The sequence below is a fragment of the Alicyclobacillus vulcanalis genome, assembly GCF_900156755.1.
In the GTDB taxonomy this organism is placed as follows: Bacteria; Bacillota; Bacilli; order Alicyclobacillales; family Alicyclobacillaceae; genus Alicyclobacillus; species Alicyclobacillus vulcanalis.
Map to the genome: position 1 here is coordinate 62,398 of NZ_FTOO01000008.1, position 14,638 is coordinate 77,035.

The following is a 14,638-nucleotide window of genomic DNA, read 5'->3' on the forward strand; positions in this document are numbered from 1 at the left end:
GAATAAGCGGGAAGGATGAATCGCATGAAACAGGAACGAGCGGTCACGGTGCTCGAAGTGGGAGGCGCGATTGTCGACCGGGAAACGGTGTACCGCCAGCCGGTACACATCGTTCTCGAAGGCCCCTCCATCGTTCGCCTCGGGGAAGGCGCCTATGCCGCACAACCGGGAGAGGTGGTGGTGCGCCGATGGCGCAAGCTGGACCGCATCGCCATCCCTGGCCTGGTGAACGTCCACGGCCACGCAGCCATGACGTTGCTGCGCGGGGCGGGCGATGATTTGCCGCTCATGGTATGGCTTCAGGAGCGCATTTTCCCGATGGAAGCGCGCCTCACCCGCGAGTGCGTCTACTGGGGCACGCAGCTCGCGTGCTGGGAGATGCTTCTGTCGGGCACGACCGCGTATGCAGACATGTACATGATGATGGACGCCGCGGCCGAGGCCGTCGCCGAGTCGGGGATGCGCGCGCTTTTGTCCATCGGCCTCGCCGGCACGGATCCGGCCGTTCAAGCGGAGAAGCTCAGGGAGAGTCGCGCGTTCGTGCAAGCGTGGCATGGTGCGCTAGACGGGCGCATTCAGGTGGCGCTCGGCCCGCACGCGCCGTACACGTGCCCCGAGCCGTTTCTGACCCAAATTGCCGATCTCGCCGCCGAACTTGGCGTGGGCATTCAAATTCACCTGAGCGAGACCCGCGGTGAAGTGGACCAATTTCTCGCGCAGGAGGGGCTCACGCCGATTGGACTGGCGGAGAGGGCCGGGCTGTTTCGCGTGCCGACGCTCGCGGCGCACTGCGTGCATGCCACACAGAACGATATCGAGATTCTGCGCGCGCATGACGTCCGCGTGGCGCACAACCCGCAGAGCAATCTGAAGCTCGGTTCCGGCATCATGCCGCTCGGCCAGATGTTAAGCCGCGGCGTGACGGTCGGCCTCGGCACCGATGGCGCCGCGAGCAACAACAACCTCGACATGTTCGAGGAATTGCGCCTCGCGGCCACGCTGCATAAGGGTGTGAACGAGGATGCGACCGCCGTCGACGCCGCCACGGCTTTTGCCCTCGCCACGGAGTGGGGGGCGCGCGCACTGTTCATGCCAGAGGGCTTCGGAACTCTGCGCCCAGGCGCGCCGTGCGACATCGTTCTGCTCGATGCGCATTCGCCGCATTTCGCTCCGTCACACGATCTTCTTTCGGACGTCGTGTACGCGGCCGGCGCCGACGACGTGCGGGACGTGATCGTGGCAGGCGAATGGGTGATGCAAAACCGCGAGCCCACGGCGCTTGACACGGAGCGCATTCGGTATGAGGCGAGGCGCCTCAAGGATGTGCTGACCGGTCACACGTCGTCCTCGAATGTCGAGTCGTGATCGCGCTCGAGGAGGGCGTCGGGATCGAGCAAATCGGCCAGGGCAATGTCCATGTAGGCCTCGAAGACAAAGCGGCGGACGTCCTCGCGCGCGGACGTTTCACTTGTCGGAGGAAGTGTGTCATGGCGCTGTGTCATATGCCCACCTCCCGGTATCGTACTTCTAAGTATGAGCGAAGCGCCGCGGCCTTATGAGGCGTGAGGTGACCAGAGAGGAGAACACCGTCATGCGCATTCTGATCTGCAACGACGATGGCATCCAGGCCGCGGGGTTGTTTGCGCTGGTGGAAGTGGCGGCGACCTTCGGCGAGGTCGTCGTGGCGGCCCCAGATCGGCAGCGAAGTGCGTCGAGCCATGGAATCAGCCTTCACCGCACGATCCGAGTGGAGCGGCGGGACGTCCCGGGGGCGAAGGACGCATTCGCCTTGTCGGGGACGCCTGTCGACTGTTGCAAGTGGGCGCTCGCCGTGTTGCACCCCGAGCGCCCGTTCGATCTCGTCCTGTCCGGCGTGAACGCCGGGGCCAACCTGGCGACGGACGTGCTGTACTCGGGGACGGTGGCCATCGCCGGCGAAGCGGCGCTGCAGGGCGTCAAGGCGCTGGCCATCTCGCACGTCGGTCCGCCCTTCGACTTCGCCTCGGCGCAGGAGGCCAGCCGACTTCTCATTGAAATTGCCCTAGACCTCGAACTGCCTGCCGACACCTTTCTCAGCGCCAACATTCCCTTCGTGGGGCGAAAAACGTGGACGCGCGCGGACATCGTGTGGTGCGATCTCGGCGTGCGCAGATACCACGATATCTTTTCCCGCGAACTCGACGTAGAAGGCCACGAAGTGTATCGTTATGGAGGAGATATCATCGACGAAGTGGGAGACGGCCTCGTCGACATCGGCGTGGTGCGGTCGGGAAAAATCAGTTTGACGCCTCTGCGTTATCACTTCACGAATGACGAATTTTTGAAAAGCATCCAATCGATCTGACGACGGCGGGTGGAATGGTTTGGATTCCAAATGGAGCGTCTATGCTACCATGGTGTGTTCGAACTCCGAGGACCTTTACCGGATTATCGATTTTTTGAATCGAAATTTGAAAGACAAAGACGTGATTTTTGGCATGGCGAAATCGGAGCAACACCCCGATAAAGTGCAGATCACCATTTATCGGACGGATGCGACATGAAGCGCAAGGTGTGGTGGATTTCGGTGCCGATCGCGACGGTCGTGATCGGCACTGGCTGTCTCATGTACTTCTGGAACCTGCTCACGCCCTATTGGCAGGCGGAACAGCGCGCGGCCGAATACGTGTTGAACCACACGCCCATTGACCGTTTGGAATCGTACAGCGTCTTTACGGCGGACGGCGTGGAAGACGTATTCCGCGGTCAGGATCAGTTTGGGCGCAGCTGGTACGCGTTTTACGTGCCGCAACTCGACCGAAGCTTCGTCCTCCCTGCGAGCGCCGTCTTGCCAGAGCGCGAGATCGCGCAACGCGCAGCGGCCTACGGGATGCAGGTGGAGTCCATTGTACTCGGCTACGTCGCGAACACCAACGCCTCCGCGAGTTGGGCCAAGGCGGGCACGGCCGTCTACGAGGTCACGGGTCGCTCTCACGGGCACCTGGCCTTTTTGTATTTCAATGCCTCCACGGGACAGCTTTTGTGGAAATACGCCCTCGTCTCGTCCTGAGGCGCTGGAAGCGCGGGAAACAAGTGCGGCTGAACACATGTTCGACGGCGTGTTATACTGGTCTCAAGAGCCGCACAGACCTGCAGTAGAAGGGGGCGAGGTCTTTGTCTCGCATCCGCATTGTGCCGATTTTCGTGACGGCGCTCCTGATGCTCGCGCTTCTCATCGGCGGCTGGCAGGCCTATCAACATTACAACTTGCTGAACCCGCTGAAGCAAAGTCTGCGCTCGGTTGCCGGTGTAGAAGACGTGGATATTACCACAGGAAGTCCGGATGTGGTCGTCATTCAGCTCGGGCCGTTTCAGAAGCTGAAAGACGGCGACCTTCAGCTGACGTACGACGCCATATCCGACGAGATACAGCGCAAGCTCGGGACCAACGTGAGCGTGCGCATCGGCGACGCGCACGAGGGACCGCTGACGCAGCTTTTTGAGAGCCAGTTTGAGCTGTACATCCAGCAGGGCATCGCCAAGGAGGATTACACGCAAATGGCCTCCGACGTGGCCCGGCTGGCAAAGGCATACCATCTGAATGCTCGCCTCACGATGGATAACTCCTATATCTACCTCCAGTTGCAAAAGGGTCCGTATTACCTGTATCGCGTGATCCCTTACGCGTCGCGCGGAGGAGGTGCGGCGTCATGACCATGCGCGAATGGTTCATCGGCACGGGCATCGCCGTTCTCGTGTTTTTGAGCATGCTCCACGTGATTCAGCTTATCCCCGTGCTGTTCCTCGCGGGGCTTGGCGCGATGCTCTGGGTGGTACTGGATAGGCGCAACACCCAGTCCCCCGCCGGCAGGGACGTGGCGGTGCGCCCTCAGGTATCCTTTGACGAGATCGGCGGGCAGGAGTCCGCCAAGCGAGAGCTGATGGAGGCGCTCGACTTCCTGCGCTATCGAGATCGCATCGCCCAACTGGGGATACGGCCCATCAAGGGCATCCTGCTCACGGGGCCGCCTGGAACGGGCAAGACGCTCATGGCGAAAGCGGCGGCGACGTACACGGATTCCGTGTTCCTGTCGGCCTCTGGGTCCGAGTTCGTCGAAATGTACGTCGGCGTCGGCGCGAGCCGGGTGCGCGACTTGTTCCGCCGGGCGCGTGCGCTGGCCAAACGGGAGAACAAGGACAGCGCCATTATTTTCCTAGACGAGATCGACGTCGTCGGAGGGCGCCGCGGTCAGCACAGCCATCAGGAGTACGACCAGACGCTCAATCAGTTGTTGACGGAGATGGACGGGATGAACACGTCGCAGCACCCGTTCGTGCTCGTGATGGCTGCCACCAATCGCCCGGATATGCTCGATCCGGCCTTGTTGCGTCCGGGCCGGTTTGACCGGCAGATTCGCGTCGACCTGCCGGACAAGGAAGGGCGGCTGCAGATCCTCCGTATTCAAACGCGAAACAAGCCGCTTGCGCCAGACGTAGACCTTGAGCACATCGCGCGGGAGACGTTCGGGTTTTCCGGCGCTCAGCTTGAGGCGGTTGTCAACGAGGCGGCCATCATGGCGCTGCGCAACGGTGAATCGGTCATTCGCCAAGCGATGTTCCGAGACGCGGTTGATAAGGTGCTCATGGGGGAGAAGACGGGCAGGCGGCCGACGGACGAGGAACTGGAACGCGTGGCGGTGCACGAAATTGGACACGCCATTGTCACGGAGCTGCTTCGTCCGGGGGCCGTGTCCCATATCACCATTGCGCCGCGCGGCCGGGCGCTCGGGTTTGTGCGCCAAATTCCGGAAGACGACCAGTACCTCTACACGAAAGAGCAATTGGAACAGCAGATTGACATCGCACTGGCCGGATGTTTGGCGGAAGAACTCCAATATGGCAATCGGAGCACAGGTGCGCAGAACGACTTCCAGCAAGCATCCCAGTTGGCGCGCACGATGGTCCGCTGTGGCTTGTCGCGGCTCGGCATCGTCGACGAGGAGCACCTGCCTGAGCGGCTGTTGGAACGCGAGGTGCGGTTCATCCTCGCCGAGCGCGAGCGGGCTACGCGCGAATGGCTGCGCCCGTACCAGGGCGAGATCGCCCGGCTTGCACAGCAGGTGGTGCGCGACGAGAGCGTGGATGGCGCCGAATTTCGCCGCTGGTTGAGCGGACTTGCGCACGCGGAACTGACGTCCGCCATGACCACGAGCCAGGCCGAATGAGCGCGCAGCGCGGCGCAGGGGAGCGATGCCCCTGCGCTTTTCTGTTATAATCGGGACGTATCGCGTGTGCTACGGTAATGGAGGGAAGCGGCGTGGCGGAATACACCACGATTCGCCAACTGGCCGAACATGTTGGTCAGAGGGTGACGTTGCGAGGATGGCTGTATAACAAGCGATCCAGTGGAAAAATCCACTTTTTGCAGGTCCGGGATGGGACAGGCCTCGTACAATGCGTCGTCGTGAAGTCCAACGTGCCGGAGGAAACCTTCGCGACGAGCGAGGCACTCACCCAGGAGTCGTCGCTCGTCGTAGAAGGGACGGTTCGCCAAGATTCGCGGGCACCCGGCGGATTCGAAGTCGACGTCGAGCGCATCGAACGCATTCAACAGGCTCACGACTATCCCATTGCGCTCAAGGAACATGGGATCGACTTCCTCTTGGATCATCGACATCTCTGGATCCGGGTGCCGCGGCAGCGGGCCATCCTGCGCATTCGCGCCGAGATCGAGCGCGCGATTCAGGGGTTCCTGGATGATCGCGGATTCACCCGCGTGGACGCGCCAGTGCTCACGCCGGCATCGTGCGAGGACACGACCGAACTGTTCGAGACCCGGTATTTCGACGACACGGCCTACCTGACGCAGAGCGGCCAGCTCTACATGGAAGCCGCGGCGATGGCGCTCGGCAAAGTGTACTGTTTCGGGCCGTGTTTCCGCGCGGAAAAGTCGAAGACCAGGCGCCACTTGATCGAGTTTTGGATGGTCGAGCCTGAGATGGCTTTTGTGGAGCACGAGGAGAATTTGCGCGTGCAGGAAGCGCTGGTGGAGCACGTCGTGCAAAGCGTCGTCGACCGGTGCGCTCCAGAGCTCGAGCTGTTGGGCCGCGACATCACCAGGCTCGAGCGCGTGCGGGCGCCATTTGCCCGCATGACGTACGACGATGCCATTCGCCGCCTGCGCGATCTCGGGTTTGACATCGCGTGGGGAGATGATTTCGGCGCGCCCCACGAGACCGCGCTCGCCGAGCAGTTCGACACGCCGCTCTTCATTGAGAGGTACCCAACTCAACTGAAGGCCTTTTACATGCAGCCTGATCCGGCGCGGCCGGAGGTCGTGCTCTGTGCGGATATGCTGGCGCCCGAAGGCTATGGCGAGATCGTCGGTGGGAGCCAGCGCATTCACGACTACGACCTGCTCAAGGCGCGCTTCGAGGAACACAAGCTGCCTGAGGAGACGTACGGCTGGTATCTCGACCTGAGGCGCTACGGCTCTGTTCCGCACTCAGGTTTTGGCCTGGGCTTAGAGAGGACCATCGCATGGATTTGTGGGCTCGATCACGTCCGAGAAGCGACGCTCTTCCCGCGCATGCTGTACCGCATGGCGCCTTGAGCGCAAGAGGAGGCGAGCGAATGGAACCTTCTGGGCGGCAAGGTGGCAACAGCGACTACTTGAGTGCGCCGTTTGTCGCCGTGCCGCGCGATCTGCTGCAGCGATTTGCCCAGCTCGGGTTACATCCCCATGAGCTCGTCGTGCTGCTGCAGATTCTCGCGAGCGGCCAGACCGAAGGCACCACGGAATTGTCTCCGCACGAGCTCGGCGAGCGATGCGGCATGTCGAGCAAGGAGGCGATGGCTTGCGTGGAGCGGCTTGTCACGGAAGGTTTTCTCGCCATCGGCGAGCGCTACGACGATCAGGGCGCACACGTGACGTATTTCGACCTCCAGCCGCTCTGGGACAAGCTCAAGGGGCGCCAACGCATGGTTCAACCGCAGCTGCCGGAGAAGGACCTCGTCAGCCTGTTTGAAGAGGAGTTTGGCCGCCCCCTGTCTTCGCTCGAATGCGATCAGCTCCGGGCATGGCTTGGGGAGCAACGCTATCCTGAGTGGCTCGTGGTTGAGGCATTGAAGGAGAGTGTCCTGGCGAACAAGTACAGCTTTCGTTATATCGATCGCGTCCTGTACACCTGGCAAAAGAACAATGTGCGCTCGCGCCAAGACCTGGAGGCGTATCGTGCGCAGTACCGGGAGCGGCAATCCCAGCTGCGCGGGGAGGGCCAGGGCGCGCAGGAGAAGCCAAGGACCCGGTCCGCGACTGGCCGCCCGGCCTCGCGCGAGCCTGTCCGGGATGAGCGATACGCGAGCTTCTACGAATTATTCCCTGACTAAAAGTTGCGGTGCAAACGCGCGCGGCTGGGTTCCAGCCGCGCCGCCTCGTTTATGCCTTATCGTACGATCGCAACAGCTGGTTTCGCTCCGCGTGCCTCTCGAGCGCGAGTTCGATCAACCGGTCCAACAGCTTGTCGTACGCCAATCCAGAGGCTTCCCAGAGCTTGGGATACATGCTGAAACGCGTAAATCCGGGCATGGTATTGATCTCGTTGACCAAGATGCGCCCGGTGCCCCGTTCGATAAAAAAGTCCACGCGGGCCAGGCCGGCCGCGTCGATGGCTTGAAAGGCGCGAATCGCGTAGTCTTCCACGGTCCGGCGCTCTTCGGGCGTCAGATCGGCAGGAATGCGCAGCTCTGCGCCGCCGTCCTGGTATTTGGCTTCATAATCGTAGAACTCTCGCTTCGGGATGATTTCGCCTGCCACGGATGCCATCGGGCGGTCGTTGCCAAGAATGGCGATCTCGACCTCGCGCGCGTCGATACCTTCCTCGACAATGACGCGCCTGTCGTACGAGAGCGCAAGATGGATGGCTTCAACGAGCTCTCGCTGGCTGCGCGCTTTTGAAATGCCGACGCTCGACCCGAGATTCGCGGGTTTGACGAAACACGGATACCCCAGCTGCTCCTCGATCTCGCGAACGATTTGCCCGTCTTCCTCCGCCCAGGTCGTGCGCGTAAAGCCCACCCACTTCGCCTGTGGGATGCCCACGGACGAGAACACCTGCTTCATCGCGATTTTGTCCATCCCTAATGCGGATGCGAGAACCCCGGCTCCAACATACGGAATACCCACCATCTCTAGAAGTCCCTGAATGGTGCCGTCTTCGCCAAAGGTGCCGTGAAGGACGGGAAAGACGACATCAATGTCATTCACGAGCGCGGGCGGCAGCCAGTCTGGCGAGCGCTTCACCTCCACCGGAGATAAGCCCTGAATCTCCGGATTGATGAACCGTTTTGCCGGCGTGGCATGCTCCTGACCTTTGCTGGATAGCGCAGCGGGCGCCTTGGCCTCTAACGCCTTCCAGGCACCCTTGCCGACGTGCCAGCGCCCGTCCTTCGATATGCCAATCGGAATCGTGGTATAGTGGAGAGGATCCAGCGCATCCATGACCGATTTCGCCGACTGAAGCGAGACTTCATGTTCACCTGATTTTCCGCCAAAGATGACGCCAATCCTCAGCTTGCGATTGCGCACAGACACACATCTCCTTTTCAAAAAACGTGGGAAGAGGGGAGAAGCCATATGACACCGTTGTCCCTGGAGACCTTCGTGCGTGTGGTTGGGGGTGCGCCCACGTCCCTTGAGTCCCCCGATCGCCAGGTGACTGGCGTGGCGATTGACCATCGGCTCACCCAGCCAGGCCACGCGTTTGTCGCGTTTGTGGGGCAGCGCGTCGACGGACACGATTTTGTCGACGAAGCGTTTCGCCGCGGAGCCAGTGTAGCCGTCGTGACCCACGACGTCAAGACAAACCTAGGTCCGTGTGTGCGCGTGCCAAACGCCCTCGAGGCCGTTCAGGCCCTTGCCCGGTGGGAACGGCGTCAATTTGGAGGCCCCGTCGTGGGCATCACGGGGTCGAACGGCAAGACGACGACGAAAGAGATGGTCGCGGCCGTCCTCGGCGCGCTGGGACCGTGCGTGTATACGTCGGCCAATCAGAACAATGAATTGGGCTTACCCCTCACCATTCTACAGCGCAATGCGTCGCATCGTGCCATGATCCTCGAGATGGGCATGCGTGGACTGGGGCAAATTGCGCAGTTGTGCGACATCGCTCGGCCCAATTTCGGCGTCATCACGCATATCGGTTACAACCACATTGAGCTTCTCGGCAGCCAGGAAAACATCGCCCTGGCCAAAACAGAACTGATTGCCAGTCTTCCTTCGGATGGGACAGCGGTTTTGAACGGCGATGATCCCTGGCTGCGGCGAATGCGGCACCGCACGCTGGCCCGCGTCGTGTGGTACGGCATGAGTGATGCCTGTGAGGTGCGTGCCGACGCCGTCCAGTGGTCCTCAGAAGGGATGACCTTCCGCGTGCATACGCCATGTGGATCGGCAGCCATGCGCATCCGCCTTCTGGGTGTGCACAACGTCATGAACGCCCTGGCCGCCATCGCGGTGGGCCAGACGCTCGGGCTCTCGCTGGAGGACATTCAGGCGGGTTTGAGCCATGTAGAAGCCCAGCGTGGGCGGTTGCGCTTGGTTCAAGGACCGGACGTGACCGTGATCGATGACGCGTACAATGCCAGCCCGTCTTCCGTCGCGGCGAGCCTAGATGTACTGTCTCGGATCGCCGCGCCCGAGCGACGCGTGGCGATCCTCGGTGACATGCTGGAGCTTGGCGAGTTCACCCGCGAAGCGCACCGCGAAGCTGGGCGGCGAGCGGCAGAGGCCGGGGTCGACCGCTTGCTCTGCGTCGGTCCGTGGGCGGCCGAGATCGCCGCCTCGGCCAAGGAGGCGGGCGTCAAGCGCGTGTATCATTACCGCGAGTTGGAGGAATGCTTGCAGTCGGTCAAGTCGCACCTTCAACCGGGCGATGTGGTCTTGGTGAAGGCGTCGCGGGCCATGCAGCTGGACCGCGCAGTCGATCTTCTTGTCAACCCGTGATCTCAGGGCAGGCCGCGCCTGCCCTTTTTCATTTCTCTTCACGAGATTTTTGCATGAATTTGCGTAGATTCCTCATGATTTCGAGTACAATAGAATTGTCGCATCTTCGAATTGACACCGCGGGATCTCATCTGTCGCATTGGAATTTCGGCTAGGCGGCGAAAGGGGAATGCCTCGTGGTCACTTGTCCGATCTGCAACGAACTGTTGCAGGAACTGACGTCGGTGCACTGCATGACGCGCCACGGCATGACGAAGGCGAGCGTAATCGAGAAATATGGGAAGCCCAAACGTCTGTTTCTCACCTTCGCATCGAATCAGAGTGTCCAGACGCCGACCATTAGTCCGCGGGACTTTTTAAATTCACAGCTTTTGACGGATCGACTTTTGTCGAAAACGCGAAAGTTTCATGTATAGATGGTGGCCGCCGCATCGCGGCACGGCACGAGGGGCGGGTGGGCCTACAGGGTCCATCCGCCTCTTGTTTGAACCCGTCGAAACGTGGCAAGAAATATACAGAGCCGTGGGGCGCTTGGAACGGCCATTTGAGCGGACGGGTGTGGTATACTGCTGCCGTCAGACAAGGGAGGAGGCAAAGCGAATGCGTTCGCCGTCGTTCTGGAAACGACTCTTGGCATTTTCGGCTGCGTCGGCGATGCTCGTCGTGCCCTTCCGGTTTCTCACTGTGAATGCCATCGTGCGCGATCCCGTTGCTCAACCGTCTCCGTCTCTCTCGTCCGAGTCAGACGTCACGGCAGGCGTGTACGATGGCGTTTTAATGAAAATGACGGACCTGTCGTACATGAACTTGGCGGACGACGTGGGAATGTCGTTTGACGCCATCGAACAGGAGGCCCTGGCGCATCGAGGGCCCCAATCGCTGGTGCAGGAAATCCAACGCGTGAACGGCATGGATTGGCACACTTCGTATACGCAGGCGGTCCACGCGTTTTTCGCAGATTTGCGCGGATGGCGCGTCCTCGCCGTGGACAACCAGGAGGCGAAAGCAGGCTTCTACGCCGTTGCGTATCAGCGAGGAAATGAGGTCGTCATCTCGTATCGCGGCACCACGAATAACGTCATGGATTTGGTCGCGGACGCCGGCATTTACCTCAGCGTTCCTCATATGATTGACCAACTGGCCCCAGCGAAGACGTTTTTTGCGACCGCATGTGCCGAGGCCGAACAGGGTGCGAGGGGAGAGCCCGTCCACGTCATCCTAACGGGCCACTCCATGGGGGGCTGGCTCGCGCAATCCGTCTATCTCGAGGAGCGCGGCGCACCAGGTCCTTTCGTCCTGTCCGGTGTGGTGGTCTTTAACTCCATTGGCACAGGGTTTGAACCCTTGACCCACGCAACGGTGCCTGTCAAGGACTATCACTTCGATGGCGACGTGTTCAGCCGCTACGGGACGTCGCTCGGCAGCGTCATCGACGTGCCCAACCCGGACCCGGACGCATCGGTCTATGACAAGCACCAGATGTACGAGTTCTACCACTACTTTTACCCGGCCGTTGCACCTTCTGAGGCGGGACAGCGGGCTTGATGCAGGGCCTCAGCCGATGCGCGTGCCGTTCGGTACCGGCGCGTCGGGCTTCAGCAGCACGACGTCCCCTTCCTCGGGCAGGCCTCCGAGCACCAGGACCTCGGACGAAAAACCGGCGATGCGCCTCGGCGGGAAATTGGTGACCGCGACCACCTGTCGTCCGATGAGATCTGCCGGGGCGTAGCGGCGCGTGATTTGCGCGCTGGATGAACGAACGCCGAGCTCCTCTCCAAAGTCAATCCACAACTTGATGGCCGGTTTTCGAGCCTCTGGGAAGGCCTCCGCTTTCATCACGGTTCCAATGCGTATGTCGAGTTTTTGAAAATCGTCAATTTGCGCCACGTAGAACCGCCTCCAAGGAATGTTGACCATTGCAATCAAGTTTCTCGTTAGGATAGACTAACGGTGGTACACAGATTGGGCAAACTCCGTCCATCCGTATCATATCCGCGGCCAGATGGTGTTTGCAACGAGAGGAATGGACGCGATGGGACAAACGGACGTCATGCACGCGGAGGCGCCGCGTCCGGCACGAGGCTTTCTGTGGAGGCTTCTGGCAACGGTCGGCCCTGGCGTCATTGTGATGCTCGCCAACACGGACGCCGGCTGCATTATCACGGCCGCTCAGTCTGGCGCGGTCTGGGGATATGCCATGGTATTGCCCCAACTTGTCCTCATCCCGATTGTCTATCTTGTGCAGGAGATCACGGTCCGACTGGGGCTCGTCACGGGCCGCGGCCACGGCGAATTAATACGGAGCCATTTCGGCCGAGGCTGGGCTTGGCTGTCCGTATCGACTTTGTTCCTTTCTGCGATTGGCGCCCTGGTGACAGAGTTTGCAGGCATCGCGGGTGTGGGAGAGCTGTTCGGCATCTCACCGTATTACACGGTGTCCATCGCGACCGTGTTGCTGATCGCATTGGCGCTGACGGGCAGTTACAAGCGCGTGGAACGCGTCGGGATCGCCACGGGACTGTTCGAGTTGGCGCTGGTGCCAGGGGCGCTCTTGGCCCACCCGTCTTGGCAGAAGCTCGCGCAAGGGCTCGCCACCATTCCGCTGAATCATCCGAGCTACGTCTACCTGCTGGCGGCCAACGTCGGCGCCGTGATCATGCCATGGATGATTTTTTACCAGCAGTCCGCCGTGGTGGATCGCAAACTGACACTGAGGGATCTGCGCTTCGCCCGCTGGGATACGTTTTTGGGCTCCATCCTGACCCAGGTGATCATGATCGCCGTGGTGGTGATGATCGCGGCGACGGTGGGGCGGACGCGACCGAACGCGCCGCTTGAAACGGTCGGCGATATCGCGCAGGGGCTGACGCCGTTCTTAGGCGCGCTTGCTGCGAAGGTCATCTTTGGCCTGGGGATGCTCGGCGCGAGCTTCGTGGCGGCGCTCGTGGTGTCGCTGGCAGGCGCCTGGGGCATTGGCGAGGTCACAGGCATCCGCCACAGCCTGAATGCGAAGTGGAAGGACGCCAAGGCGTTCTATACGGTGTACAGCTTAGCGCACATCGGCGGGGCACTGCTCGTCTTCAGCGGCTTGAATCTCATCAACCTGTCGGTCGACACGGAAGTCATGAATTCGCTCTTGTTGCCCATTGTGCTCGGCTTTCTGTTGCTCCTGGAACGCCGGGCGCTGCCTCCTGAGTACCGGATGCGCGGAGTGTACCGATGGGTGGTGACGGGGCTGTCGTTCATCGTCATGGCGTTTGGCGTGTACATGGGCCTGCAGATCGTCATCTGACGACGCAGGCCCTTTTTTGACGGCGGGCGGCTAGATCAGGGCGCCCTGGCGCAAGAGCTCTGCTCGCACCGCTGCGGACTGGGGCAAGGCGCCGTACGACGCCTGCAGGGCCGCGGCGACGCCGGCCGCATGTCCTGTGGCGAGCGCCGTGCCCATCACGCGCGCTGACGCAAACGCCGTCGGATCGCAATCGATCACGCGGCCCGCACACCAGAGATTGGCGCGATCGCGCGCTTTGAGCGACCGCAGGGGGATCTCGTAGTAGGCGCGGTCGCGGATGTGCTGGTAGCGCGGCGGTTCGCCCGGCTGGTGCACTTCCACGGGCCATCCGCCGCGGGCGATCGCGTCTTCGAACTTCGCGGCATTCAACACCTCTTCGCCCGTGAGGCGGTACAAGCCGTCGACGTGCCGCGTCTCCCGGATGCCGATACTCGGACCCGTGGACACCAGATACGCATCCTTGAAGCCGGGGACGTGTTGGCGAAAGGCCTCGAGGTAGGCCCATGCCTGCCTGCGGGCGGACATTTCCGCCTGGGTGAGGCTCGCACTGTCGAGGCCGTTGACCGACTCATCCGCGAAGAGCGCCAGGACGTTTTGCGATCCCGGCAGGCGCACGACCATCCCTCGGTCCTTGGTCAGCACCGTGTCGCCTTGGCGCTTGGCCTGCCACACGGCCGCCGTGAACTGGTGTCGGTGCAGCTGGACGTCGGGAGAGACGCCGCCGAACTGCATCACCAACGTGCCGGCCTGCACGCGGCCTTCGTCATCCCCATATCGAACCCCGTTGCCGCTGAGGAAGGCGAGATCGGCCTCGCCACTGGCGTCGACGAACGCCGTCGCCTCGACGGTAAACACGCCCCCGTGGTGAAAGCATTGAATGGTTCGAATGCGATCTCGTTCAACCTCGCAGCCAACCACCGTGGTATGCAGGCGAACATCGACGGCCGCCTCGAGGACGAGCTGATCCAGCGCAAACTTCGTGCCCTCGGCATCCAGCGGGACAATGACGTTCCCTGAACCAGGATTCCGAACGGGGCCGTAGTACTTGCCGATCTCGTCCAGTTTCTCGAGCAGTCGACGGCCCACGCCGCCGACCACCGGCTCCAGCGGCTCGCGCTGGGCGTACAACCCGCAAATGGTGAGCACGGACGCGTGTGTCGCCGCACCGCCGAAGTACGGGTTGCGTTCCACGACGAGGGTCTTCGCGCCGAGGCTCGCGGCGCCCACAGCCGCCGCCACGCCGGCGCTGCCCCCACCGACCACCACCACGTCATATCGCAACGTCTGTTGACTCACTGTTCAACCTCCCGGCCCTGACCGAAACGCATGTCTATCATACAACATCGCTGCAGTCGCGAATATGG

General features: G+C 61.6%; 16 protein-coding genes. 12 read left to right on the top strand and 4 right to left on the bottom strand.

Features of this window, described 5'->3' with window-relative positions; genetic code table 11:
* Positions 1-24: 24 nt before the first annotated feature.
* The gene (locus BW934_RS10025; RefSeq protein WP_076347690.1) at positions 25-1,365 is read left to right on the top strand and encodes an amidohydrolase; all 1,341 of its coding nucleotides are present in this window, start codon (positions 25-27) and stop codon (positions 1,363-1,365) included.
* Here BW934_RS10025 and BW934_RS15090 read toward each other — a convergent pair.
* A complete protein-coding gene (locus BW934_RS15090) occupies positions 1,335-1,502 on the bottom strand; it encodes a hypothetical protein (RefSeq protein WP_200805742.1) in 168 nt (55 codons plus the stop codon). The genes BW934_RS10025 and BW934_RS15090 overlap by 31 nt on opposite strands.
* A gap of 89 nt (positions 1,503-1,591) precedes the next feature.
* On the opposite strand from BW934_RS15090, the gene surE reads away from it, so the two are divergent.
* From surE to BW934_RS10060, 7 genes are all read left to right on the top strand, one after another.
* The gene (surE, locus tag BW934_RS10030; protein ID WP_076347692.1) at positions 1,592-2,344 is read left to right on the top strand and encodes a 5'/3'-nucleotidase SurE; all 753 of its coding nucleotides are present in this window, start codon (positions 1,592-1,594) and stop codon (positions 2,342-2,344) included.
* 19 nt (positions 2,345-2,363) lie between these two features.
* Entirely contained in the window at positions 2,364-2,543 is a 180-nt protein-coding gene (locus BW934_RS10035) for a YpmA family protein (RefSeq protein WP_076347694.1), read from the top strand.
* Entirely contained in the window at positions 2,540-3,049 is a 510-nt protein-coding gene (locus BW934_RS10040; RefSeq protein WP_076347696.1) for a hypothetical protein, read from the top strand. Before BW934_RS10035 ends, BW934_RS10040 begins: the two co-directional genes overlap by 4 nt.
* Positions 3,050-3,153: 104 nt before the next feature.
* Positions 3,154-3,693, top strand: a complete 540-nt coding sequence (locus BW934_RS10045) for a hypothetical protein (RefSeq protein ID WP_076347698.1) — start codon at positions 3,154-3,156, stop codon at positions 3,691-3,693.
* Positions 3,690-5,204, top strand: a complete 1,515-nt coding sequence (locus BW934_RS10050; protein ID WP_076347700.1) for an ATP-dependent metallopeptidase FtsH/Yme1/Tma family protein — start codon at positions 3,690-3,692, stop codon at positions 5,202-5,204. The genes BW934_RS10045 and BW934_RS10050 overlap by 4 nt, the downstream gene beginning before the upstream one ends.
* 92 nt (positions 5,205-5,296) lie before the next feature.
* Positions 5,297-6,592 (top strand): asparagine--tRNA ligase, encoded by a 1,296-nt coding sequence (gene asnS, locus BW934_RS10055; protein WP_076347702.1) that lies wholly within the window; start codon positions 5,297-5,299, stop codon positions 6,590-6,592.
* Between the two features lie 20 nt (positions 6,593-6,612).
* Positions 6,613-7,368: a DnaD domain-containing protein gene (locus BW934_RS10060; RefSeq protein ID WP_076347704.1), complete on the top strand. Its 756-nt coding sequence runs from the start codon at positions 6,613-6,615 to the stop codon at positions 7,366-7,368.
* A 49-nt stretch (positions 7,369-7,417) separates the two neighbouring features.
* Here the strand turns inward: BW934_RS10060 and BW934_RS10065 are convergent, their stop codons facing one another.
* Complete coding sequence (locus BW934_RS10065; RefSeq protein ID WP_076347706.1) at positions 7,418-8,566, bottom strand: D-alanine--D-alanine ligase; 1,149 nt, start codon at positions 8,564-8,566, stop codon at positions 7,418-7,420.
* Positions 8,567-8,614: 48 nt separating this feature from the next.
* Between BW934_RS10065 and BW934_RS10070 the strand changes: the two genes are divergently transcribed.
* From BW934_RS10070 to BW934_RS10080, 3 genes are all read left to right on the top strand, one after another.
* Complete coding sequence (locus BW934_RS10070; protein WP_076347708.1) at positions 8,615-9,982, top strand: UDP-N-acetylmuramoyl-tripeptide--D-alanyl-D-alanine ligase; 1,368 nt, start codon at positions 8,615-8,617, stop codon at positions 9,980-9,982.
* A gap of 176 nt (positions 9,983-10,158) precedes the next feature.
* Complete coding sequence (locus BW934_RS10075) at positions 10,159-10,398, top strand: RING finger protein (RefSeq protein ID WP_076347710.1); 240 nt, start codon at positions 10,159-10,161, stop codon at positions 10,396-10,398.
* A gap of 184 nt (positions 10,399-10,582) precedes the next feature.
* Entirely contained in the window at positions 10,583-11,527 is a 945-nt protein-coding gene (locus tag BW934_RS10080; protein WP_076347712.1) for an alpha/beta hydrolase family protein, read from the top strand.
* 9 nt (positions 11,528-11,536) lie between these two features.
* On the opposite strand, the gene csaA is transcribed toward BW934_RS10080, so the two are convergent.
* Complete coding sequence (gene csaA, locus BW934_RS10085) at positions 11,537-11,869, bottom strand: chaperone CsaA (protein ID WP_076347864.1); 333 nt, start codon at positions 11,867-11,869, stop codon at positions 11,537-11,539.
* Positions 11,870-12,014: 145 nt separating this feature from the next.
* Here csaA and BW934_RS10090 point away from each other — a divergent pair, with 145 nt between their 5' ends.
* Entirely contained in the window at positions 12,015-13,274 is a 1,260-nt protein-coding gene (locus tag BW934_RS10090; protein WP_076347714.1) for an NRAMP family divalent metal transporter, read from the top strand.
* Positions 13,275-13,304: 30 nt separating this feature from the next.
* Here BW934_RS10090 and BW934_RS10095 read toward each other — a convergent pair whose 3' ends face one another.
* Positions 13,305-14,570, bottom strand: coding sequence for an FAD-dependent oxidoreductase (locus tag BW934_RS10095; protein ID WP_084182567.1), 1,266 nt, complete (start codon positions 14,568-14,570; stop codon positions 13,305-13,307).
* Between the last annotated feature and the right edge of the window lie 68 nt (positions 14,571-14,638).